Source organism: Actinomadura sp. NPDC048955 (assembly GCF_040649435.1).
GTDB lineage: Bacteria > Actinomycetota > Actinomycetes > Streptosporangiales > Streptosporangiaceae > Spirillospora > Spirillospora luteofluorescens.
Genome location: NZ_JBEZJI010000074.1, coordinates 1 through 22,884, shown reverse-complemented (window position 1 = coordinate 22,884; position 22,884 = coordinate 1). Strand labels below are relative to the sequence as shown.

At 68.7% G+C, this 22,884-nt stretch carries 27 protein-coding genes and 1 pseudogene; 26 read left to right on the top strand and 2 right to left on the bottom strand.

The genetic code is table 11. The features are described 5' to 3' along the window. Positions 1-37 precede the first annotated feature (37 nt). The 3 genes and pseudogenes from AB0C84_RS40225 to AB0C84_RS40215 all read left to right on the top strand — a co-directional run. Positions 38-316, top strand: a pseudogene (locus AB0C84_RS40225) (helix-turn-helix transcriptional regulator); the annotation flags it as partial. A gap of 111 nt (positions 317-427) precedes the next feature. Continuing rightward, positions 428-1,468 (top strand): hypothetical protein, encoded by a 1,041-nt coding sequence (locus tag AB0C84_RS40220; protein WP_361076647.1) that lies wholly within the window; start codon positions 428-430, stop codon positions 1,466-1,468. Positions 1,469-1,620: 152 nt separating this feature from the next. Continuing rightward, positions 1,621-2,145: a GNAT family N-acetyltransferase gene (locus tag AB0C84_RS40215; RefSeq protein ID WP_361076603.1), complete on the top strand. Its 525-nt coding sequence runs from the start codon at positions 1,621-1,623 to the stop codon at positions 2,143-2,145. Here AB0C84_RS40215 and AB0C84_RS40210 read toward each other — a convergent pair. Further along, a complete protein-coding gene (locus tag AB0C84_RS40210) occupies positions 2,138-3,445 on the bottom strand; it encodes a helix-turn-helix transcriptional regulator (protein ID WP_361076600.1) in 1,308 nt (435 codons plus the stop codon). The genes AB0C84_RS40215 and AB0C84_RS40210 overlap by 8 nt on opposite strands. A gap of 669 nt (positions 3,446-4,114) precedes the next feature. Between AB0C84_RS40210 and AB0C84_RS40205 the strand changes: the two genes are divergently transcribed. The 23 genes from AB0C84_RS40205 (at position 4,115) to AB0C84_RS40095 (ending at position 22,680) form a co-directional block, all read left to right on the top strand. Then, the gene (locus AB0C84_RS40205) at positions 4,115-4,336 is read left to right on the top strand and encodes a hypothetical protein (RefSeq protein ID WP_361076597.1); all 222 of its coding nucleotides are present in this window, start codon (positions 4,115-4,117) and stop codon (positions 4,334-4,336) included. Next, the gene (locus tag AB0C84_RS40200) at positions 4,333-5,211 is read left to right on the top strand and encodes an SAM-dependent methyltransferase (RefSeq protein WP_361076594.1); all 879 of its coding nucleotides are present in this window, start codon (positions 4,333-4,335) and stop codon (positions 5,209-5,211) included. The genes AB0C84_RS40205 and AB0C84_RS40200 overlap by 4 nt, the downstream gene beginning before the upstream one ends. Next, positions 5,211-6,065 carry an SAM-dependent methyltransferase gene (locus tag AB0C84_RS40195; RefSeq protein WP_361076591.1) on the top strand — a complete coding sequence of 285 codons (855 nt, stop codon included), beginning with the start codon at positions 5,211-5,213 and terminating at the stop codon, positions 6,063-6,065. Before AB0C84_RS40200 ends, AB0C84_RS40195 begins: the two co-directional genes overlap by 1 nt. 118 nt (positions 6,066-6,183) lie before the next feature. After that, positions 6,184-7,995: an ATP-binding protein gene (locus AB0C84_RS40190; protein ID WP_361076588.1), complete on the top strand. Its 1,812-nt coding sequence runs from the start codon at positions 6,184-6,186 to the stop codon at positions 7,993-7,995. A gap of 47 nt (positions 7,996-8,042) precedes the next feature. Next, positions 8,043-8,519, top strand: a complete 477-nt coding sequence (locus AB0C84_RS40185) for a roadblock/LC7 domain-containing protein (protein ID WP_361076585.1) — start codon at positions 8,043-8,045, stop codon at positions 8,517-8,519. 1 nt (position 8,520) lies between these two features. Further along, entirely contained in the window at positions 8,521-8,997 is a 477-nt protein-coding gene (locus AB0C84_RS40180) for a DUF742 domain-containing protein (RefSeq protein ID WP_361076582.1), read from the top strand. Continuing rightward, a complete protein-coding gene (locus AB0C84_RS40175) occupies positions 8,987-9,622 on the top strand; it encodes an ATP/GTP-binding protein (RefSeq protein WP_361076579.1) in 636 nt (211 codons plus the stop codon). Before AB0C84_RS40180 ends, AB0C84_RS40175 begins: the two co-directional genes overlap by 11 nt. After that, complete coding sequence (locus AB0C84_RS40170) at positions 9,619-10,215, top strand: GAF domain-containing protein (protein ID WP_361076576.1); 597 nt, start codon at positions 9,619-9,621, stop codon at positions 10,213-10,215. The genes AB0C84_RS40175 and AB0C84_RS40170 overlap by 4 nt, the downstream gene beginning before the upstream one ends. A gap of 140 nt (positions 10,216-10,355) precedes the next feature. Then, positions 10,356-11,612: an acyl-CoA dehydrogenase family protein gene (locus AB0C84_RS40165; protein WP_361076574.1), complete on the top strand. Its 1,257-nt coding sequence runs from the start codon at positions 10,356-10,358 to the stop codon at positions 11,610-11,612. A 154-nt stretch (positions 11,613-11,766) separates the two neighbouring features. Further along, entirely contained in the window at positions 11,767-11,985 is a 219-nt protein-coding gene (locus AB0C84_RS40160; RefSeq protein WP_361076571.1) for a DUF397 domain-containing protein, read from the top strand. Positions 11,986-12,389: 404 nt separating this feature from the next. Then, the gene (locus AB0C84_RS40155) at positions 12,390-13,205 is read left to right on the top strand and encodes an SAM-dependent methyltransferase (RefSeq protein ID WP_361076568.1); all 816 of its coding nucleotides are present in this window, start codon (positions 12,390-12,392) and stop codon (positions 13,203-13,205) included. A 164-nt stretch (positions 13,206-13,369) separates the two neighbouring features. Continuing rightward, positions 13,370-14,260, top strand: a complete 891-nt coding sequence (locus tag AB0C84_RS40150) for a hypothetical protein (RefSeq protein ID WP_361076565.1) — start codon at positions 13,370-13,372, stop codon at positions 14,258-14,260. Between the two features lie 220 nt (positions 14,261-14,480). Next, entirely contained in the window at positions 14,481-14,732 is a 252-nt protein-coding gene (locus tag AB0C84_RS40145) for a hypothetical protein (RefSeq protein ID WP_361076562.1), read from the top strand. Then, positions 14,726-15,427: a hypothetical protein gene (locus AB0C84_RS40140; protein WP_361076559.1), complete on the top strand. Its 702-nt coding sequence runs from the start codon at positions 14,726-14,728 to the stop codon at positions 15,425-15,427. Before AB0C84_RS40145 ends, AB0C84_RS40140 begins: the two co-directional genes overlap by 7 nt. Positions 15,428-15,447: 20 nt before the next feature. After that, positions 15,448-16,341, top strand: coding sequence for a hypothetical protein (locus tag AB0C84_RS40135; protein WP_361076556.1), 894 nt, complete (start codon positions 15,448-15,450; stop codon positions 16,339-16,341). Beyond that, a complete protein-coding gene (locus AB0C84_RS40130; protein ID WP_361076553.1) occupies positions 16,338-16,766 on the top strand; it encodes a hypothetical protein in 429 nt (142 codons plus the stop codon). The genes AB0C84_RS40135 and AB0C84_RS40130 overlap by 4 nt, the downstream gene beginning before the upstream one ends. A 204-nt stretch (positions 16,767-16,970) precedes the next feature. Then, positions 16,971-18,242 (top strand): tetratricopeptide repeat protein, encoded by a 1,272-nt coding sequence (locus AB0C84_RS40125; protein ID WP_361076550.1) that lies wholly within the window; start codon positions 16,971-16,973, stop codon positions 18,240-18,242. A 161-nt stretch (positions 18,243-18,403) separates the two neighbouring features. After that, on the top strand, positions 18,404-18,976 hold the full coding sequence (locus AB0C84_RS40120; RefSeq protein WP_361076548.1) for a hypothetical protein: 573 nt from the start codon (positions 18,404-18,406) through the stop codon (positions 18,974-18,976). Continuing rightward, positions 18,973-19,623: a hypothetical protein gene (locus AB0C84_RS40115; RefSeq protein ID WP_361076545.1), complete on the top strand. Its 651-nt coding sequence runs from the start codon at positions 18,973-18,975 to the stop codon at positions 19,621-19,623. The genes AB0C84_RS40120 and AB0C84_RS40115 overlap by 4 nt, the downstream gene beginning before the upstream one ends. A gap of 297 nt (positions 19,624-19,920) precedes the next feature. Beyond that, positions 19,921-20,274: an SAM-dependent methyltransferase gene (locus AB0C84_RS40110; RefSeq protein ID WP_361076542.1), complete on the top strand. Its 354-nt coding sequence runs from the start codon at positions 19,921-19,923 to the stop codon at positions 20,272-20,274. Continuing rightward, complete coding sequence (locus AB0C84_RS40105) at positions 20,271-20,828, top strand: hypothetical protein (RefSeq protein WP_361076539.1); 558 nt, start codon at positions 20,271-20,273, stop codon at positions 20,826-20,828. Before AB0C84_RS40110 ends, AB0C84_RS40105 begins: the two co-directional genes overlap by 4 nt. Before the next feature lie 127 nt (positions 20,829-20,955). Then, a complete protein-coding gene (locus AB0C84_RS40100; RefSeq protein ID WP_361076536.1) occupies positions 20,956-21,528 on the top strand; it encodes a hypothetical protein in 573 nt (190 codons plus the stop codon). Positions 21,529-21,696: 168 nt separating this feature from the next. Then, the gene (locus AB0C84_RS40095; protein ID WP_361076533.1) at positions 21,697-22,680 is read left to right on the top strand and encodes a site-specific integrase; all 984 of its coding nucleotides are present in this window, start codon (positions 21,697-21,699) and stop codon (positions 22,678-22,680) included. On the opposite strand, the gene AB0C84_RS40090 is transcribed toward AB0C84_RS40095, so the two are convergent. Continuing rightward, a partial coding sequence (locus AB0C84_RS40090; RefSeq protein WP_361076645.1) for a hypothetical protein occupies positions 22,562-22,884 on the bottom strand: 323 nt, incomplete at its 5' end. The two genes, AB0C84_RS40095 and AB0C84_RS40090, sit on opposite strands and share 119 nt — an antisense overlap.

Sequence of the window (22,884 nt, the reverse complement as noted above, 5' to 3'; positions counted from 1 at the left end):
TTGCAATTCGTGCAAACCGTTTGCATTTCATGCAACCATGATGGAGTTGCCCGATGGGGTTTTGTTACTGTGGAAGGCTGGCACTCGGCACGTGAGAGCGGAACAGGCCATGGGCACTTCTGCGGTATGGGACTCCCCCGCGGTGCGCGACGCCGCCGCCCGCGGCGACGCCGGGGCCGTCATCCGCGCGGTCCGCAACGCCCGGGGATGGACGCTGTCGGATCTAGCCGCCAGGTGCCGCTATTCCCCCTCCCAGGTGTCCCGGTACGAGCGGGGCTTATCGGAGTTGAGCCTGGACGCCCGCCGGTGCTTCGCCGCTGCGCTCGGGGGGATTCCACCGCAACTGCTGGGGCTAGGCTCGCCGGAACACGTTCCGGACCCCACGGGCGACCCGGTGACGGACCTGGCACACCTGGGGAGGAGCGACGTGGACCGCAGAGGATTCATCACCTCCGCCTTCTCCCTACCGCTCGCCGTCGCCCTCCCCACCCACGCAAGCGCGGCCCCGCCCCCGCACCGACCCGTGGACGCCGGCCGTATCGGCACCGTCGGCCACGCCGAGGTCACCACGGTCCGCGAGGTCATCAACGCGTTCACGCGTGCCGACGAACGCCTCGGCGGCGGCTCCGGACGAACCGCCATCGCCGAATACCTGGCAACCGACGCCACCGCCTACCTCCAGGCCCGCCCAGCCAACTCCCGCGTACGCGCACAGATGTACGGAGCCGTCGCCGAAGTAGCCCGCCTGTGCGGATGGAAGGCACACGACCAGGGGCGCGACGGCCTCGCGCAGCGGTACTACCTGCACGCCTGGCAGCTCGCCCGCGAAGCCGACCCCGCGCACGGCGCCTTCATCCTGCGGCTGATGGCCCACCAGGCAATCGACCTTGAACACGGCCGCCACGCCGTCCACATCGCCGAATCCGCCCGAGCCGCAGCCCGCGGCCGAACCGACACCACCACCCTCGGGCAACTGCACCTCGCCGAAGCCCGCGCCCACGCCGCCGCCGGCAACGCCCGCGCCGCCCGCACGGCACTCAACAACGCAGAACGCTCCATCAACACCCACACCACCGGCGCTGACCGGCCCTGGTGGGCCTCGGCCATGGGCGCCCCACAACCCCTGCTGACCACCCACACAGCCAAAGTCCTCGCCGACCTCGGCGACCCAGCCGCCGAACGACACCTCGCCGCTGCCGTCAGCCGATGGGACCCCGACCTCTACCCCCGCGTCCGCGCACTCAACCTGTGCGACCTCGCCGGCTACCACGCCAAACGCGGCGCCACCGAACCCGCATGCGAGGCGGTGATAGAGGCGCTCGAACTCCTCCAAGGCATCACATCCGCGCGCGCCCGCAAAGCCGTCGCCCAATGTCGCGGAATGCTCACACCACATCGCCACCGCGGCGGCGCTGCCCTCGCGCGCACCGACGCTCTGGCCGCCCAATGGCTCAACACCGCCAACTGACATCCAGGCGTGATCTCTTAATTGAGGCGCTGGGGTCACCAAAGCGTGAACCCACTGGGCCGTCCCGAACACGCTTCGGCACCAGGTCCAGGCGATTATCTCAGCTGCCGAAGCGGTCGGCCTGCACCTGCGAGGGGACGTACCCTTCCCGCATGGTGTTGAGGGTCATCCGTCTCGACGGTGAGCAGACTGTGGCACGGCTGCGAGAAATCCAGGAGGTGTACGCGGTGGCGTTCCCAGGTTACGACCTTGGCGACCATCGCGACCGAACGGCTCGCCAGGCAACTGTGCCTGGTTTTGAGGCGCTCTTGGCGGAGGATGATGACCGATTGGTGGGCTTTGTCTACGGGTTGCCGCTCCACAGCGCTGGGTGGTGGTCCGGACTGGACCCGGTGCCATCCGACCCGGCGTTCACCGTCGAGGACGGATGGCGGACGTTCGCGCTAATCGACCTGGCCGTCCTCCCAGAAGCGGGGGGCCAGGGACTTGGTCGGCGGCTCGTGAACGACCTGCTCGAAAGGCGGGCCGAGCAGCGGGCGACGTTGGCGACTAGCCCGGCCAAACGGGACGTGCAGCAGATGTATGAGCGATGGGGATGGCGAAAGATCGGTCGGGTGCCCGGGACTCCCGGCGAGACGCAGACCGAGTTCGACCTGTACGTGCTGGACCTCAGGTGAGCGCGGGCAACCCTGACGGCCCGAGGAGTTCCCGATAGGCACCGACGGCCGGGCGTTGCGCTTCCCGGATGGGGACATCGGTCAGGACTTGTGAGGCGAGCGCGGTGATGAGCGTGGTGCGCTGGTCGGCGGGGTGATTGGCATAGGCGCGTTCGGCTAGCGAGATGCCCGTGGCGACGTCGCCGGCGCGGACGTGGCCGACCCCCCGCATGAGGGCGATCTGGGTATGCGCACGCACGCTCACGGGTCCGGGAGGCAACAGGCTGAGAGTCTGAGCGGCGGCACGTTCCATCTCTGCGGCGGCGCCGAGATAGGCATGCACCCAGGTTTCGGTGTAGGTCAGGCGGTCCCTCGCCCAGCCGTTGACTGAAGACACGTCTTCGGTGACAGCCGTTGGGAGCATTTCGTAAACAGTGCGGCACGCGGCCAGTTCACTGTTGGCGCTGTCGACATCGCCGCTGAGCGCGTGTAGTTGGGCGCTGGCGGTGTGGACCTTGGCCATGCCACGACTTGGGCGGTGTGTGCTGGCGGCTCGGCGGACTAGGTCGGCCTCGCGCAGCAGGATCTGAGTAGGGCGGCCCTGGTAGAGGCCATGGATTAGTTGCTCGCCACGCACCCACAGTTCGAGGTCGTGGTCACCCGCACGTGCGGTAGCGCGAGAGGCGGTGTTCCACCAGCCACGAGCCTGGCGGTGTTCACCGAGGTTGCACAGCGTCTTGGCGATAAGAACGGCGAGGCCTCCAGTAATACGGCACCAGGCGTTGTAGCTGCGTCCGTTGGAACGGGCCACCCGGGTGGCCTGCTGCACGAGGACCAGATCCAGCGCAAGGTCGCGCAGCAGGCGGGACGGCGAGTGCTCCATGTAGGCGTAGCCGTACTCGACCAGGGTGTTCTCCCAGTCTTCGACATGGAGGGAGTCGTCGCGGCCAAGCGTGCGGTCCGCCGCATCACGTATGTGTTCGAGCGCGGTGGCGGCGGGCGTCATGGCGATGCCCAGCACGGCTAGCGCTTGGAAAAGTCGGCGTCGTTCCATTTCCTCGGCGTCCTCATGCTCCTCACCCCTTGGAGGGTCGGTGAGGTCGATCGGAGCAGGGCGGCAGTAGGTGTCGGCGAACTCACCGCCTGTCTTGAGTACGGCATCGATCTTCTGGGCCATCTCCAGTGTAAGCGACGAATGGCCGTTGACGACTTTCGACAGGTAGCTGGGGCCGTAGTTGGTTTCTCTTGCCAGCGCGTTCTGAGACATGCCGCGCTCGCGCAGCATGTGGCGCAGCCGATCGCCGAAGGTCGTTGAGGTCATCGCCCCTCCTTGAACATTCTTATCCCTGCGGAGCATCGCGGAGATGTTGACTCAACACCTCCCCAACACCTCCCCATCATCTCAATAGTTCCACAGTAACCCTCGATCGGGAAACAATTGATCGACACGTCAGAAACAGATCGGCTCCGGTTCCTCTGTACGGATAGATAGGGAACTCCGGTGCCCTCCAGGAGTAGGAGTCCTGGCAGTGAGTAGCGTAAGACAGGAGCAGCCGGGCAATCAGCATTTTCGATCGACGCGCCTTCATGGCTGGAGAACCCTGACGCGATGCGGGGAGCCCACCGCCCACTCGCCCAAAGGCCTCATCGCCTGGTGCGGCGGGCGCGTCCGAGATTTCTGGGCGTCCACCCCGAACCTGCTCGCCCAGGTCGAAGACCAGGATGCAATCGCCGATCGACTCGCCTTCCTGATGGGGGGTACCGCACCGCAACCTCCCGGAGCCTGCGGCCGCCGTGTCCGCTCTCACCGCCGGCGGCCCGGCCCCCACGGACGCCGCGCGTCGTCAGTGGTCACGGAGGTCACCCACCTTCCCCATCCCGATGTTCCCGGGGGACACGGCCTGTGATCCCCCGGTGCCCTCTCGGCCTGCGGCAGACGACCCGGTTTTGGCTAATGAACCCGCGCGAAACACACGAGGAAAACCCCGCCATGGAAGCAACGACCGGCGCCGCCGACCCCACCGAGCAGGCCAAGGCCTGGCTGAAAGCTGCTCACCCGAGCTGGAGCATCGTGCACTCCGATCAGGACCGGTGGTGGGGGTTCCTCGATACGAGAGCGCGCACGAAGGACGGGTCGGTCGCCCGGACCACCGACGTGGACGCCGATACGGCCGAGCGGCTGCACGAGCTGCTCACGGCGGCGGAATCATGACCCGGCCTGGTCAGGGCCTCGCCTTCACCAAGGCCTCCGCTGCCGGCGTCTACAACTTCCTGCTGGGCGGGAAGAACTGGACGGCGATCGACCGGGAGGCCGCCCTGGCGGTCATCGGGACCTCGCCGCAAGCGCCGGAGGTCGCCAAGGAGAACTTCAGGTTCGCCGGACGCGTCGCCGCGTGGGCGGTGGCCGAGTACGGCATCCGGCAGGTGTTCGACATCGGTGTCGGGCTGGTCGTCGGCATCGGCATTGACGGCGTCGTCGGCAGCGTCCCGCTCGACTCGGTGGAGACCTGCGTCCGCAACGTCGACCCTGGAGCCGTCGTGATCGCTTATGACAACGACGAGGTGGTGCTCGCCCACGCCCGTGCGCTGCGCGAGAACTACGGCCACGTGTTGCGCGGCGACGTCACCGACCTGGACAGCATCTTCGACCACCCCGACCTTCACAGCCATCCCAAACTGGCCGGTCGTATCGACCTGAGCAAGCCCGCAGTGGTCGTGTTGGCCGCGGTCCTGCACTTCGTTGACGATCCCGCCGCCGTGATGGCAGGTCTGCGGGACCGTCTGGCTCCGGGCAGCGTGGTCGTCGTGTCCCACGCGACCAAGTCCCGCACCAGCCAGGAACGCGTGAGCGGGATGACCCGGGCCTACGACCGGGCCAGCCGTCCCATCATCTTCCGCGACGAGGAAGAGATCGCCGCTTTGGCGGACGGCTGGGACCTGGCGCCGCCTGGTCTGGTCGATGTGCAGTTGTGGTCGCCGGACGGCAGCTATGAGGGCGAGGTCCACGAGACGGTCCGTGTCGTGGGAATGGCCGCGGTCCTGCCCGACCACCAGCCGGAGCGAGACCACACGGCGGGGGGTTGCTGATGACCGGCGGTGACATGGCGGCCGGCTCGTGCACCGCCGAGTGCGACCCTGTCGCCTACGACCACTCCCGGCCGGCAATGGCGCGGCTTTGGGTCCGGTGGGGCGGTGGGAAGGACTACAACCCCGCCGACAAGGCTCTCGGCGACAAGGTCAAGGCGCATTTCCCGCAGGTCACCTCGATCGCCCGGCAGCGGCTGGCGTTCCGCAGCCGGGTGGTTCGGGCCCTGGCCGGCGGGCACGGGATCGACCAGTTCCTGGTCGCCGGTGTCGACATGCCGCAAATCGACGAGGTGCACGCCGTCGCCCAGTCGATCAACCCGCGTGCCCGCGTGGTGTACTGCGACGCCGATGTTCTGGTGATGACTTACGCCGAGGCCATGTTCGCCGGCGAGTCCCCCGGCGCCTGTGGTTTCGTCAGGGCGGGGCTGGACGATCCCGGCGCGATGCTGGAGGGGGCCGCCGAGACCCTGGACCTGGATCGGCCGGTCGCGGTGCTGTTGATCAACAGCTTGGACCTTCTGCCCGAGCCCCAGGCGGTCGCGGCCCTGGCCGCCTTCCGGGCCATCCTGGCAGCCGGCAGTTACGTCGCGTTCTGCCATCTGACCGCCGAGCACGACCGTGGCCTGGCCGCGCTCGGGGACGTGTGCGCTGATACCAGCCCCGGCCCGCCGCGCGTCCGTGACCTCGCAAGTCTTGAGAGATTGTGCGCCGGGATGGTGATGGTCCCGCCCGGGTTGGTGTCGGCGCCGGCGTGGCGTCCAGACCCCGGCCCGTGGCCGGTCCCCACCGACGTGGACCTGCGGTGCGGCGTCGGCGAGGTCTGCGGCCAGCAGCGGCGGCGGCGAGCGTTGTGAAGCGGACATCCCCGACACCCTCGCCCGGGCTGCGTTCCTGGCTGTGGCCCAGACCTGGACCTCAGTGGCGACGGACCGCCATCTGCCTTTCCCTCCTCACCGTGACGAAGGCCGAGATATGACCTCCTCGAACCCGACGCCGCCGGGTCCGGCGCATGCGGCGCCCTCTGCCCCGGGCAGGTGGCCGTGGTGGGTCGGGGCGTTGTTGCTGGCCTGCATGGTCATTTATCCCGTCGTGGTCTACGCCCTCATCGATCGCTCCGATGCGCAGGGCCTGCAGCTGACCACCGTGGCGGTGTCGCTGGCCGGGGCGGCGCTGGTGGTGATGGGCATTGTGATGCGTCGGCACGAGTCCGACCGGTATCACCGGCACCGCCGGGCCGTGGCCGATCAGTTGCTGCGGCACCAGGTCGCCGGTCACGCCACCGCGATCGAGCAGATGTCCTCGTGGCGCCAACACATCGACAGCGGTTTCGCCCGATTGATCAGCCATCTGGAGGGATCCGGAGCCCATCCGGGGACGGGCGAGTTGGCCGGGTGCCTGGGCCGGACCGATGAGCACCTGGGCGCCATCGCCAGGCACCTGGAGCAGCTGACGCACCTGCAACCGGCGCACCTGCCGCCGGCGCTCGCTTCGGGCGGCGTCGACGCTGGTGAGCGGGGGGCCGGTGACGAGCCTGACCGGGAAGTGCTGGTCTACGTCGGGCATCGGGTGCATTCGCTGGTGAGCCGGCAGCTGGCGGGGTTCAAAGCCGCCGAGCGGGAGGAGGAGGACCCCGACCGCCTCGATGCGCTGTATGAGCTGGATCATCTGGCGGTTCAGTTGCGTCGCGCGGCGGCGCGGCTGGCGGTGCTGGGCGGCCGCACCGCCCGGCGGGCCCATGAGCCGGTGCCGGTCTCCACGCTGCTGCGCCAGGCGGTGACTGAGATCGAGGACTACGACCGGGTCCAGCTGACGCTTCCCGATGACGATCCCAGGGTCGCGGGGTTGGCGGGTCCGGACGTCATCCATGTGCTGGCCGAGCTCCTGGAGAACGCGACCAAGTTCTCCCGCCCGGGCACGGCCGTGCTGATGTCCACGCGCTCGATGGCTGGCGGCTTGGCCGTGGAGATCCGTGACGAGGGCCTGGGACTGAAGGGGGAGAAGCTGGAGGAGTTGCGGCGGATCCTGGCCGCCCCGGAGCTGATCAGCCCGCGAGAACAGGTCCGGCGGGGGCAGATCGGCATTCTGGTGGCCGCGCGGCTGGCCGCCCGGCACAACCTGCGGATCGGATTGCATCCGGACGGTTCCGGGACGCGGGCTGTGGTCGTGGTGCCACACACGCTCCTGTCGGCCTCAGCCGCGACGCTGGGCGCGCCGATGACCTCGGTGCCCGAGTTGCCGCGCCGCCGCGCGACGACCCCCGCCGGTCCCCCCGCCGCCGTCTCGGCCGTCGCTCCGGCCAGTCAGTCGGTTGCCGTTCCGGCCAGTGCCGTACTGGACGGGTCGGCCTTCGACACCTGCGGCCTCGACGGCTCGGACACGGCCGCCGCGGCTGCCCCTGGTCCAGCCACGCCTCCCCCGGTCGATCTTCCCTCGGCTGCGCCGACCTCCGCATCGACGGCGGCACCCGGGCCGGCCACGCCACCGCCTGAGGGAAGCGCGGGAAGGCCGCCGCTGCCGCGCCGCAGCCAGAGCGAGGGCCCCCAGGTCCCGGCCGCTGAACCGGCGAGCCCGGCGCCGCAGCAGGGGCAGCCGCCGACCACCGGCCTGCTGTCGAAGTTCACCTCCGGACTGCGCGACGCGCGCAGCGTGAGGGACGACCAGCGACACGACCGGCCCGGTCAAACCCCCCGCTCGGATCTGACCGACCCAGGCACTCCCAGCGCAGGTCTCCCCGGTCCAGAGCTGACCGGCCGGGACCGCCCCGACGATCCTGCGGCGAACTGAGCACGGCTCGCCCCGCGGTGTCCACCACATACGAAGTAGAGGCAGACATGACCCACCCCACGACGCCGTTCCCGGCCGCTTCGGTCTTGGTCGATGAAAGGCTGGACTGGCTGCTGGACAGGTTCGTGCGGACGACGACCGGAGTCACCGGCGCTTTGCTGGTGTCGCGGGACGGCATCAAGATAGCGGTGTCGGGGCTGGGCACCGACCAGGCGGACCAGGCGGCGGCCTGGATGGGCAGCCTGCATTCGCTGGCGCGGGCCGCCGCCTCCATCAGCGGGTCGCCGTCCGGCGGGTTCCGGCAGGTCATCGTTGAGGACGCTGCCGTCCTGGTGTTCGTGACCGGCGCCGACCACGCCATGGGCGCGGGCACCGGACCACCAGCCGAGTCCCGCCTGGTTGGCAGTGTGCTGGGCGTCCTGGCCACCCCGGACGCCGACCCCGACACCATCGGGTTCCAGATGGGCCTGCTGGTCAAGAGCGTCTGTGACCACCTGACCACCCCGACGCGCGGCGGCCAGTGACATGGCGGGCGCATCCAGCCGGGACCCGCGACGGCCGCCCCAGGCCTGCACAGGCCAACCCGCAGGCGATCCGGCAGGACACCCAGTAGATCACCCGCAGCAGGACGAGGCATGGGCGGCCTACGACGTCGAGGAGATCCGCCCCTACGCGCTCACCCGGGGGCGGACCCGACCGAAGTATCCGATGCGGCTGGTCACCCTGCTGGAGGCCGTCGGCACCACCGGCGTCGCCCGCGCGCAGAGTCTGGCGCCCGAAGCCGCCCAGGCGGTGGAGGCCTGCCGTCTCCAGCCGTGCTCGGTCGTCGAGATCGCCGCGCTGATCGGCCAGCCGGTCCACGTCACAAAGATCATCCTCAGTGATCTCATCGACTGCGAGGCGCTGGTCATGGCGCGTCCGGCACCCGGTACCGGCGACCATCTGCAACTGCTGGAAGGGCTTCTGGCCGGCCTGGAAACGAGGCTGTCCGGTGTCGCCTGACTTCCTGGCCGTCGAGCACGGCAACTCGGCGCGGACCGCGGTGAAGATCATCGTCAGCGGCGGGTTCGGCGTCGGTAAAACCACCCTGATCAGCGCGGCCAGCGAGATCGAACCGCTGAACACCGAGGAGCACCTGACCGTGGCCAGCGACGGCGTCGACTCCCTCGCAGGTGTGGAGGGCAAAACCACCACCACCGTCGCTCTGGACTTCGGCCGCCTCACCTTCAGCCAGCAGCGGCTGTACCTGTTCGGGACGCCCGGCCAGGACCGGTTCTGGTTCACCTGGGACGACCTGATCGTCGGCGCGGTCGGCGCCGTGGTGCTGGTCGACACCCGCCGCTTGGCCGACGCGTTCACCGCGGTCGGCTACTTCGAGCGGGCCCAGATGCCGTTCATCGTGGCGGTCAACGAATTCGCCGGCGCCGCCTACCGCTACTCCCCCGGCGAGGTCCGCGACGCCCTCGAAGTCCCCGCCCATGTCCCGGTTGTGTGCTGCGACGCCCGCGATGAGCGCTCGGCCGTCACCGTGCTGCTCACCCTGGTCAACCACGCTCTCGCCCGCGAACGCCAGCGGCCCCGCGCCCCCATCCTCCAGGAAACACGCGCCCATGGAGCACCCGCATGAGGTATGACGACGAGTCCGGCCTGCCCATCAACAACTGGCACGACACCGCCGAGCAGCGCAAGAAACTGCTGACCGAGATCGGGCTCGACGGCTCTCCGCTCCCCGAACTCGACCGGTTGGCCACCGAGGTGTCGTTCCGCTTCGCCGCCAGGCTCGGCAGCCCCGGTGAAGGGTTGTACTCGATGGTGAACCTGTTCCTGCCCCGGGAGCAGACGTTCGCCGGTCTGCACAATCCGCCGGGCGCCCGGCCGGCGCCCCGGACCATGCCACCCGACCACGGGTTCTGCCCGGAGATGCTCGACCGCACCAAGGCGTTGGTCTTGGACAACGTGTTCCGCAAACCGCAGTTCCGATCCAACCCGGTCGTCGACCGGCTCGGCATACACACCTACGCCGGAGCCCCCCTCACCCTCGGCCCCGACCACACCGTGGTCGGCAGCGTCTGCGTCGTCGGCACCAACCCCATGCCCAAAGAGACCCGCCAGACCTCGCTCACGCTCATCAAGCAAGCCCGAGACGACCTGTTGGAACTGCTCGCCCGCCGCGCCAGCCCGGGCGGCGGCCGACACAGCGCCAGCTATCGGACTGGGTGACCAGCACCCGACGCCCCAGCCCCCGACCGGCTGCCGGCCGACCTGCGCACAGGTCGGCCGGGACGGTCGGTCGATGCCGTAGCGAAAGACGTCTGCCGGGAGCCGACCGCCCAGCAGTAGCCCCACCGAGTGAGAAGGGGATGGTGTCTGTGTTCGAGACCGACGATCACCAGGATCTGCGCAAGACCGTCCGCCGCTTCGCCGAGCGCGAGATCGCGCCGCAGGTGGAGCAGATGGAGTTCACCCAAACCGTCGATGTCGAAACCTCCATGTCGATCGCCCGGCAGGGGTGGCTCGGGGTGACCATCCCCAAGAAGTGGGGCGGGATGGGCGCCGGGCACCTCGCCAAGACCATCGTGATCGAGGAACTGGCGCGGAAGTCGGGGGCTATGGGCGCCATGTTCCAGGCCTCTGCGCTCGGTGCCGCCAAGATCCTGCATTTCGGGACCGAGAGGCAGAAGCAGCGGTGGCTGCCGGCGATCGCGGCGGGCCAGTGCCTGCCGACGATCGCGGTGACCGAACAGGAGTCGGGCGGGAACGTGCTGGACATGCGCGCCACTGCCCGCCGCGACGGCGAGGAATGGGTGCTCAACGGCCGCAAAGTCTACGTCGGCAACTCCCATATCGGTCATCTGCACGGCGTCGTCGTCCGCACCGGCGGCGGCGACACCCGCCGCTCCAAGAGCCTGTCGGCGTTCCTGGTCGAGGCCGACCGGCCAGGCCTGACCCTCCTCCCGTACGAGGCGCCGCTGGGGCTGCACGGCTTCTCCTTCGGCGACCTGGTCATGCACAACGTCCGGGTGCCGGCCACCAACATGATCGGCGGTCTGGGCGAAGGCCTCGACGTCGCCTACAGCTCCTCGGTCCTGTACGGGCGTCCCAATCTCACCGCCGTCGCGCTCGGCATCCACCAGGCCCTCCTCGAGGAGACCATCGCCTTCACCACCGACCCGCTCCACCAACGCCGCGGCGCACCGCTGGCCGAGCTTCCCAAGGTTCGCGAGCGGATCGGGCAGATCAAACAGCGGCTGATGACCGCCCGGGCACTGGCCTACCAGGCCGTCCACATGCTCGACCACGGCCAGCCCTGCGACGACGAGCTGATGAGCGCCAAGGAGTACGGCGTCGAAGCGGTGTGGGACTCGGCTCGGGCTGCGATGAAGATCCACGCGGCGGCCGGACTCCGCCGCGACCGCCCCATACAACGCCTGCTGCGGGACTCGTTCCACCTCGAAGCACCCGCCGGCACCGGCGACATCCAGATTCACCGCCTCGCCGAAAGCGCCCTGGGCATCAACCACGGCCCCCCGTGGTCGGTGCGGCTCGCGCCCCTGACCGCCCTGTACCCGCCCACTACTCCCGAGGAACCCGCCACCACCGAGGAGCCCGCCGCATAAACGCCAGGTCCCCACCCACACCCATGCGCACCCCGCTGGCGCAGCAATGGCCGCCGCCCGCTGTCCCAAGTGGCACTGAAAATCCTCGGCGAGCGGACGCTGCTCTCGCCGACACCCGGCTCCCTCCACAGATCGAGAAATCAGAAAGGAAACCATGAGAACCGCCCAGCCTCCGCACCCGAACTTCCCCGACGCGGAATGGCAGAAAAGCAGTTACTCGTCCGGATCGGACGCCAGTGACAAGCATGTCTGTGTCGAGGTCGCCGCGGTCGGTGACGCCGGACACGCGATCCGCGACTCCACCGACCCGCAGGGAGCCGTGCTCCGTCTCGACCCAGGGGCCCTGAAGAACCTGATCGCCAGGTTGAAGTAGCGCCGTGGCGGCGGCGAGCCTGCACTCCCGCACGAGGCTCCCGCCGCCACGTCTCGCCCTAAACCCACCAGGGAAGCCCACCGTGAACACACCCTGCGAGCCCCAACAAATCAAGGCTCAGTTCAAGAAGGATTTTCCGAGATGGACGATCTTTCAGTCGGATGAGGGCCGCTGGTGGGCCCAGCGCGAAATGGCGACGATCGGACCCTTACGGGGATTTGATCGTTTCGTTTCGATAGACGCCGATACGGCCACAGAACTTCACGAAATGATCACTTTAGTTGAAATTTGGGCCTCCTGGACGAGGTCTTGACCGCACGAGCAGCGCGGGTCGCCCAGCCCTCCGAAAATGCCCCGCCTCTGCCATAGCCGCGCCCAGCCACCCTCGACCACGAAAGCCCCTCATGCTCCGCCGCTACATAGAAACCCAGGCATCCGCAGCACCGCAGGTGAACATCGATCGCCCCAATTCTGCTCGTATGTGGAACTACTGGCTGGGCGGAAAAGACCATTACCGTGTCGACCAATGGGCCGGGGACCAAGTGGCCAAACTCGTTCCCATTGTCGACGCGGCCCTCCAGAGCCGCTTCTTCCTGGCCCGCGCCATTCGGTACCTGGCCGGTGACGCAGGGATACGGCAGTTCGTGGACATCGGAACCGGGCTGCCCACCGTCGACAACACCCACGAGCTGGCGCAGCAGGCCGCGCCCGAGGCGCGGACCGTGTACGTCGACAACGACCCGCTCGTTCTGGCGCACGCCCGCGCCCTGCTCACCTCCGAGCCCGAGGACACGTGCGCCCACGTGGACGCCGACGCGCGCGACACCTCCCGCATCCTGACCGGGGCGGCTCAGACCCTCGACCTCAACCGGCCTGTTGGGCTGCTGATGCTGGGCCTGCTCGACCACATCACCGATGACAGGGAGGCGCGCGAGACGGTCCGGGGCCTGGTGGCCGCACTGGCGCCGGGCAGCCATCTGGTGATCGCCCACCCCACCGCCGAGCTGCATGGTGACGCCCTGCGCAAGGCCATAGACCTCGTCGGGGAGATGGGCGGGCCGCCGGCCACCGCCCGAACCCCCCAGCAGATCGCCGAGTTCTTCCAGGACCTGGATCTCCTGGAACCGGGGGTCGTGACCTGCTCGCGCTGGCGCCCCATCCCCTCCCCGGACCGGGCTGCCGCGGTGCTCCAGTACTGCGGCGTGGGACGCAAGCCGTAACACGTCCAGGCCGCGCCCTGCCTCACCGGACCCCTTTGACCTCGAAAGAGCCGACGATGCGAATCCGCCCACTCCGGTCGCCCTTCCGAACGGGCCCTTCACGTGACTTCCAGGCCGCCATGCGCGCAGAGACCAAACGCAGCAGGCTACGCAAACCCCCAGGGGTGGTCCTGACGCTGCTGCTCACCGGACTCGGTCTCGGTGCCCGCGCCGGAATGGATCTGCTGTCCTCGCCGCTGGCGACCAGGCTTCCCCTCGCCACGGCGCTTGCGATCGTCGTCGGGGAACTACTGAAAAGCTTCGCCGCGTACCACCGGGGCCCGATCAAGAACGTGGACTGGGCGACCGCAGACGACTACGAGCGCGACCTCGTTGAGGCCGCGCACCCCAATGTCCGCATTGCGCTGAAGGACGCCCAGCGCACGGTCCGCGGCCACATGCCGCGCGTGGAGGGGGTGCACCCCTACGTCGTGCGTCCCGACCCCGGCCACGCGAGGCAGTGCACCTTCGACTCGGGTTATTGCTCGTGTCGGCCGCTGCGGGCTGAGGTCACCCTGATGCCCGGTCGGCGCCGGGTGGTGCTGGCGATCGGCGACAAAGTCTTGGAGCAGCCCAAGTCGCTTTCGTTTCTCTTGTCACACGCGGCCTCCCGCACAGGATTCACATCACGGCTCCTGCACGTACTTCCCAACGGTCCACTCGTGGCCGGGTGGCTCGCTCTGGGGCTGGCCGTCCCGCCGCGATTCCTGCTCTTGGCCGTGCCCGCCTTGTTGCTGATCACTGGGGCCCTGTACTGGGTCGATGAACTCCGAGCCGACGCCGCCGCCAGCCGGGCGGTCGGACCGGCCGCGGCCCCACAGCATTGGCGCCGCGTGCGTCAGATCCACCACAGCAATCTCACCAGGCCGTCCCTCCACATGATCGCCCGGCTGCGAATTCAACGACCGCCCGGCCTGCTGCGAGCGGCACTCGCCGCGCGCACCCACAGTCGACCCGCTTCACCCGACCACGACGGGCCATCCGGCCCTGTCGCCACGCTGGTCAGATCCGACTGACACCTCCCCACCGCCCACCGGCACTGCTGCTCCCCTCCCCAGGCCTCGCTCGGCCTCAGCCCCGGGCCGGTGCGTCGCCCCCCGGCCACCGGCCCAAACCTCCGCGCTGCGGCCGGGCGAGCTCACCCCACCGCCGGCTAAACCGCGCAGTGGGCTCGCTGCTGCCCGGTGGCCTGCGGCGCGACGCCTTTTCCACCTCGACCAGGATTGAGACCCAAGGATGACGCAGTCCTCACTGCGCGGCGCGGCCGCCGTAGCGGTGCTGTTCGGGCCCACCATGGTGACGGCTCTCTACGATGTCGCCGAGCTGACTGGAGTCGGCGTCGACTGGCCCGGGATCCCGCTCAGATTGAACGTCCCGGCCCTCAGCCTCACCGCTGCCGGGGTCTGGCTGCTCTTGCGGGCGCACCACCGCGCACGTGTCGGCGCGCAGTGGCGTGCGGCGGGGGTCGCGATCGTGGGGCCGTGCTGATGCCGGTCTTGGGGCAGTTCGCCGACACCGTCGCGACGGTGCTGCTGGCGGCGGCGGGCGCGTGGCTGTGCAACCAGGTCGCAGCGGACGCCGGCACTCCACTCTGGCAGGGGCGACTGGCTCGCGAGGTCACGCGACGCTGGAACCGGAACACGAGCGTGGCCTGTGCCGTGGTGCTCGGAGGCCACATTGTCGCGGCGCGTCTGGAAACCGGGATCCTCGGGTTCGGTCCGGCTTTGAGGAGCCGGGCCGAGCAGGTCGACGTCACGGGCCTTCAGGACCCGGTTCTGCTCGCGGTCCAGGCACTGGCTTCCGGGCTACGGGAGGAGGTTCCTCTCCTGCTGCTGCCCGCCGCTGTGATGGCTGCCGCCCGCCGCCCCGCCTGGCAGATTTTGATGGTCGTGTGCGCCTCGCGGGTGATACCGCACGCATACCTCGGCCTTCCCTGCCTCGCTTCCGCCGTCTTCGCCGCCGTGGGGTGGTGGATGTACCGGGCCACCGGGCGCATCGGCCCGGTCATCGTCGGCCACATGCTGTTCAAGCTCGCCCTGATGGGGCCGGTCGGATTCCCCGTGCAACTGCTCGCTCCCGTGTTCGCGGTCGTGCTCCTTGCCCTCACTCCCGACATCGCGCCGCGGTGGATGACCAAAAAGAGCCCCCGTAATTGTTCGACCGAAGTTGAAAAGCCCGTTTGATGACCGCGAGGACCAGAGAAATGAGCTCACCCGACTTTCTTGCAGCGGACCCATTCGCCGTACCCGACCCAGCGAAGCGGGTTAGGGCGCTGTTCGGTTTGCGTCATGCGACCCACCGCTGCCTCGTCAAATACGGAGAAGCGCTCTTCGCAGGAGAACAAAACCTATGCGGCAGCCTCAACGCCCCACCCTGCATCTTGCGGCTCCCCGCCGACTGTCAGCCCCGGGCGCTGGCGGTTGACGAGGCCGCGCGGTTCGCCGCCGCCACCCTGTACGGGTTCGACGAGGAGGTCACCGCCGCAGCCGTGACCCTCGGAAGTCGAATGGTCGACCACACTCCTGCGAACACCACACCGGACGCCTACCGTGCGCTGACTCCGCGCGCTGAACCGCCCGCCGAGGTCGGCGTCCTGAGGTGGGCCGACGGGGTCGGGTACAATCCGGCAGGGGTGCCTCTGATCGCTTGTCACTGGGGCAGAATCCCGGAGGGGATATGGCTGGCCTGGTGGGCCGACAACCGCGTCGCGGTCCGCAACGACGTTGTCCTGGACGGGTGGGAACGCCACCAAGCCCGGACCGCGCTGCAAGAGTTTGGGCCACTTGCCTCCACCCGGATCGCTACGACCCTCCGCCTCGGCACACCCGCCGACGCCTCCACGGAACAGCGAGTTGTTCCCCCAGATGAGCCACCGCTCCCCCACGACATTGCTCAACTCTTCGGACTGACCGCGACCGTCCTGGCTTCCTGGGCGCTGCTGACCAGCGGCGCCACCCGCCTCATCGAAGGCCAGCCCACCCAGCTCGAAGCGGCCCTGGATATCAACGCTGGACTTCCACGCACTTCTGCGTCCCTGGCTATCGGTCCGGTCGACCAACAGATCCTCGAGCGGCTCGCCCGGAGGGAACGGCCATGACGCGGGAACTTCCTCCGAACGCTCGGCCGTGCGCCGCCGACCAGACCAGCTTGAGCGTGGCACTGGACTGCCTGGCCGACCTGGCTGACCTCGTGGGACGCGGCACATACCCCGCCACCGGCACGCCGGCAGAGATCGCAAGGACGCTGGAGCCCCTGGTGTTTATCGCCGGCCGGCTCAACTGCCTCCTGGGGGTCACGACCGCTCAGACGACGCGGGCCCTGGACCAGACCGAACTCGGCTCGCCTGCGGCCGCGCTGAACAACGCACTAGGCCATCTCACCCATGCCGGGGAGGCGATGAAGACGGTGCTGAAACAGCTGGAGTCAGGAGTGAAAGCGATGAATCGTGCGGCTGGGAACAAGCCGAATACTTGCAGGTCCGCTCGACTTCCGGCGCCCCCCATCTGGTCATCGGTCTTCTGACCGGAGACGCGGCTGTCCGGGTGATGCCGGTAGGCGGGTGACCTGTCTGCGGACCGTTCGAGCCTCATCGGAAGGGCGCACTCAGGCGTGGGCCAGTGCACCGACCGGCCTCGGGACCGGCCGCCGGCTCGCTCAGCCGCCTTACATCGCCGCAGACCTCGGTCACGCACCAGACCCACGACGACCACCAACAAGGACCTCATCTTGAGCAACGTGAACCTGGCCGCCTTCAGAGCCCTACCCGAGCCCCTCCAACGCGCCTGCCAGGATCTGACGCTGATGCCCGACCCGGCCTTCAGCACCGCCGCGGCGGCAGACACGCTACAGGCCGCCCCGGAGATCACCCGCACCACACTCAATCGACTTCAGGCCGCGCATCTGCTGGAACAGCCTGAACCCGACCAGTGGCGAATGCCGAAACCCGTGCGCACCTACGGTCACACCCTCCTGGAGGACGTCCCGGAGGCCGAACGAGCGAGGATCGTCGCCCGTATCGCGCGCCACTACCTGCTCTGGGCGGCGGGCCTGGACCGGCTGATCGCGCCGGGCCGCCGCCGCGTCGCCGCCGTCTTCACCTGGCATCCCGAGACTCCCCCGGCCGCTGCCACCGCGGAGCAAGCGCTCGCGCTCCTGCACACCCGGGCACCGACGCTGGTCGCCGCTCAAGCCCAGGCCGCAGACGCCGGCCTCCACCACCTGGCCTGGCAGTACCTCGATGCGCTGTGGGGCTACCTGACCCGCCAGCACAATTACCGCGCCTGGCGGAAGGTCTGCAGGGTGGGAGATCACAGCGCCCACTACCTCAAGGACCCGACTGCGCTGGCCCTTTGGCACAGTCTCTCCGGCCTGCTGGGCCGGCACTGCGGATTCTTCAGGCGTGCCCTCGACCACCACAACCAGACCGAACGCCGAGTCTTGGACGCTGGCGACACCCTGACCCAAGCCGCCGCCGCCGAACACCAGGGCGCGACCCTGCTCCGCTTGAACCAGCCCCAGAAGGCCCTGGAGGTTCTGCAGCGCGGGCTCGCCCTGTACCAAGCGGCCACCATCCCCCACCAGCGCGGCCAGGCGCTGCTGGAACGCCAACTCGCCATCGCTCTGGCCAAGCTAGGGGAAGGCGACCAAGCCAAAGAACACTTCCGCGCCGTCGAGACCGTCTTCGGGGCGTACGACGAGCTCTACCTGTGCGCCCGACTGGGCCTGGACCGGGCGCAGGTGGCGCTCGACGCCGAGGACCCCGCCAGCGCCCTGGGACACCTCGCCCAGGCCGAGCAGCGGTTCTCGGGCTGGTCGGATCCCGACCGAGCCCGCCTGCTCTACCTGAGCGCCGCCGCACACACCCTCGCAGGCGACCAGGACACCGCCGCCCGCGCCCGCGCCGCTGCCATCCCCCTGGCTCAACAACTCCCCCGCAACCATCCCATCGCCCTGCTCATCCAGACCCTGACCAACCACTCGCCTGGGACCACGGAGTGAGGCGCAGGAACCCACACGGCCAGCATCCGCGGGGGCTGAGGACGGCGGCTGTCACGACGGCATCCCTACTGATCAAGAACGCTATAGGTCGCACGTCGACCTCTGGTAAGCCGACGACGGCGGCAGCGGGACCGACGGCGGAGAGGATGGGGGTGTTCTCGGTGACCGCCGTCGTGTTCGCGCTGCTGCATCCCTTTTGCGACCTGTGGCTGCAGCGCCGTGAGGACTCCATCGACAAGGAGAAGCACGGCCAGAGGATCGTCCCGCGCGGCCCCAACACCAAAGACCTGACCGTCAGCCAGCTCGGCCGCCGCGCCGCCGCCCGCCACGCTACGACCTACGCGGTCGGGCAAGTAGCGGCCGCGGCCGTCGTGCTGCGCTTGCTGGGCTACCGAGTCCCTGTCGTAGCCCTGCTGGCCGGCGCCGTGGTCAACGGGACCAGCCACGCGGTAGTCGATCGCCGCAGGTTTCTGATCGCGCTAGCGGCCCAGACCGGGCACGCCGACTTCCTCGCCGAAGGCGTCGTGCTCCGCAAGCTGGGACAAGATCCCGATAATTCCGGCCCCGCCACCGCGCTCTATGAACTCGACCTCGCGCTCCACTCCCTGTTCGCCGTGCCCGCAGCAGTGCTGACGGCACGACTGGCGGTTCGCCGCACCACCGGCGGCGCTACACGGCGGCCAGCCCCCAGGCCTTCGAACATCCTCCGGAACCGCAAAGGACCCCAGAGATGAAACCCGATTCCCTCACCATCCGCGTGGCCACCTACAACCTCGGCGGCGGACTCAACGGCCACGACGACGGCGACGGCGACGGCGACTCCAGGCTGATCAAGCAGATCGACCTGATCAAAGCCCTCAACGTCGACCTTCTCGGCCTGCAGGGGGCAACATGGGGTGTGAACCGAAAGAGGCGCGTGGAAGACGTCGCGCAGGAACTCGGCATGAACTACTGGACTCTCGCCCACTCACCGTTCTACGGCTGCAACATCGCGGTGTTCGTCCGCCAAAACGACCAGCTCTCGGTCACCAAACAACGGGCCCTTGGCGGGCCGCCCTGGGTCCACGCTCATGTCCACATCCAGTTGAAGGTTCCCTGCCACCCGCCCCGCCTGCACTTCATGGTCGGCCACGCACCGTCCAGCCCGACCATGCGGCTCGCCGAGGCCGAAATGATGGCTGAATACCAGCACCTTCCCGTCATCTACGCCTGCGACTTCAGCGCGCCTGCGCTCGGCGAGCACCCGGACGTGACCGGCGTCGACACCTCTACGGTCACTCGCCACCTGGATTACCGACCGGCCAAAGAACTCGCCGCCGCCGGACTGTCGACATCGGCGCGGACCGCGACAGCCGCCCGACCGTGGGGCACCGCACACTGAACCCGCTGGCATACCGGAGCGCCCGGATCCACACCAACCTTCCACCCGGCTGGGTGACCGGATACAAGGTCGTCCAAGAAGCCCAACCTTTGTCCTTCAACCGACCCGTCCACGCCGACATCGCCATCGGAGGCAGAGTCCACAACTAAAGCCCAAACGCCAGAACCTGGCGCGTGCCTGATCAGAGTGGAAGACACTCCGCACCCGGGGCAACGCCCAGCAACCCATGTCGAATCAGCCCGAGGCGGCCCGGTCGCCCGCCCTGGGCCGCCCCACACACCCCAGGAGGAATCTGTCGTGAGCACGCCCGACAGCAATGTCGACCAGACCGTTCCGCACGCGGCCCGCATACGGGACTACCCGCCCGACGGAGAAGACCGCCACGAGGTGGACCACCAGGCGGGCGATGACCTCCAGCAGGCCGTCCCCGAGCTGGTCGACGTGGCGCCGGCGGCCCGGCACTTCATTTCCCGCGCGGTGCGCTGCTTGACCCACAACCGCCACCTGGACCAATTCATCGACATCGGCACCGGCCTGCCCACCACCAACAACACCCACCAGAACGCCCATCGCGCCAACGCCGCCGCCCGAGTCCTCTACTTCGACGGCGACCCACAGGTCATAGCGCGCACCCAGGGCGGGCGGCGATGACACCGGCCGCCGGTTCCTCCGCGGCGCACGCCCACACGCTGCTGGACCAAAGCATGCGGCGGTGGGTGGGCAAACCTTCGGTCGCCTTCACCCTCCCCGCCTTCATCGCCGCGGCCGTCGGCAACGGCCTGCGGTCTGCGGGCGCCCTTCCCGACACCACCTCGGTGATGCGGACACTGCTGGAAACAGAAGGGACCCGGCTGGCGAGGATGTTCGGCCGCGGTCACACTCCCGACGACCAGGTGACCATCACCACGCCCCGGCTGGCCGCCGTGGCGATCGTGGGCCTGCTGCAGGCCTACAGTCGGCACCCCGGCGCCCCGGACGGTATCTCCGACCAGCTACGGCACCACGGCCGCCAAGTGCAAGACCTGGTCTGCGACGGCGCCGAGCTATACGCACTGCTGGAAGCCGGATGGACCACCCCCATCCCCGCCGCCACGGGGACGCATCGCCAAGGTGGCGCCGCGTCAGGCGCCCGCGGCGGCGTCAACCCTCAGCGACGCGCAGGACAGCCGAGAGTGCGCCCGAGGCACCGTGACAACCCTCCGTGATGGCCGCCCCGGCTGTCCACACCGTCCCTGCCGGTCGCGTCGACGTTCTCCCTCCCCGGCGGCGCCACCACGCGCACGGCGCCGCCGGCACGATGCCCCACAACGACCCTGCACAGAAAACCAATCCATGATCATCTCCGTGTACTGCTCCGGCTCGATCGCCAAAAGGGCCTCGGACGAGAAGAAGCTCTGCTGGTCGGACGTCGAGCGGCTGGAGGTCGCGAAGGGGGCGGCGCCCGCGGAGGTGGTGTTCCTGAACCCGGACGATCCGATCACGGATCCGGGCAACACGCTCGGCCAATTCGGCCGCGACATGTACCAGGTCGTGGTCGCCACGGCGGCCATCGTGGACGCCCGGGACAGGCGCGGGATCGGCATCGGCGTGGAGATGTCGGCCGCCGCCCTGTTCGGGACGACGATCATCGTGGTGGCGCCGCCGAACTCCAAGTACCGGGCCGACGAACTGGAGTACCGCGGCGCTTTGGTCCGCGTTTACGTCCATCCGCACGTCGCCGCGGTCGCCGACGACTTCCTCTCCGCTGGCGAGCTGCTCCCTCGGCTCGCGGCGGACAAGGCGTCCGAAGCGCACCACATGCCCGACGTGCTGGACGAGGCGATAACGGAGTACCGCGACAACGTCCTGCCGTGTGACCTCCCGATGCTGGAGGCCCTGCAGCGGCTACGGCCAGAGCCGCGGTGATGAACGGGGAAGCCTTCTGATGAGCTACGCGATGCGCCCGGGGCAGGCCACGACCTGCTCCTCGGCGCCTAGCCCATGGGTGAGATGACCAGGCCACCCCGACAGCGACGGCGCGACCTGCGCTTTCGACGAAGCTGGCGTCCGCCGCAACCTCACCCTTGACGAGAATTGTGCGTTCTGGGGCTGGGCCGCGATCGAGTTCCTCCGCCACACCGGGGTCCGGATCGAGGAGATGCTCGAGGCCAGCCACCACAGCATCACCCAATACACGCTGCCGACCACCGGCGAGTTCATCCTCTCCTGCACATCGCACCCTCCAAGACCGACGAAGAACGACTTCTGGTCATCAGCCCCGAACTCGCCGATGTCCTCAGCGCGGTCGTCAACCGCATCCGGGGCGCCGACGGAGCAGTCCCTCTGGTCCCCTTCTACGACGGTCTCGAGAAGATCTGGAGCGCCCCCGCTCCGCTGCTCTTCCAGTGGACCAGCGGCGGGCAGCGTCGGGCCGTCTCGGTGAACACGATCCGCAAAGCGATCAACGAGATCTTGCTGGCCTCGGGTCTGACCGATGCCTCAGGGCAGTCGCTGCGTCACACGCCCCACGATTTCCGAAGGTTCTTCACGACCGAAGCCATCCAGAACGGGATGCCTCCGCACATCGCTCAACTGCTACTCGGACACAAAGACATAAACACGACGATGGGCTACAAGGCGATCTATCCCGAGGAGGCCATCAACGGTCACCGCGCCTTCATCGCCCGCCGTCGGGCCTTGCGGCCCAGCGAGGGAATACCGCACCCCCACCGACGAGGAGTGGAACGAGTTCCTCGGCCACTTCGAACGACGCAAACTGGCCCTGGGCGACTGCGGACGCGCCTACGGCACCAGTTGCCAACACGAGCACGCTTGCGTCCGTTGCCCGCTTCCGAGTTGACCCCGACGAACGTCCCCGCCTTGAACGGATCCGAGACAACCTCACCGACCGCATCGCCGAAGCAGAGGAGCACGGCTGGCTCGGCGAAGTCGAACACCTTCATGCGACCCGCGCCGCCGCACATGACAAGCTCGCGGACCTCGACCGACGGAGCCGCCGCAGCACCACCATCAACCTCGGTCTTCCAGCCTTCCCCGAGATCGTCGGCCGTATCGTGACCACCAGGTCACCATGATCAAACGCAGGGTCAGCAGGCAGCCCGCCAGAACCCGCACAAATTCTGAACTGGAAAAACGCTAGTTCAGAGAAGACGACCAGGCGGCCGACGTCATCGGCGAACACGCCGCTACCGGCACCCGGGTCGTGGTGCAGTGCAAACACACCACGATCAGGGCCAGTGTCGGCGTCCAGGTGATCTACCA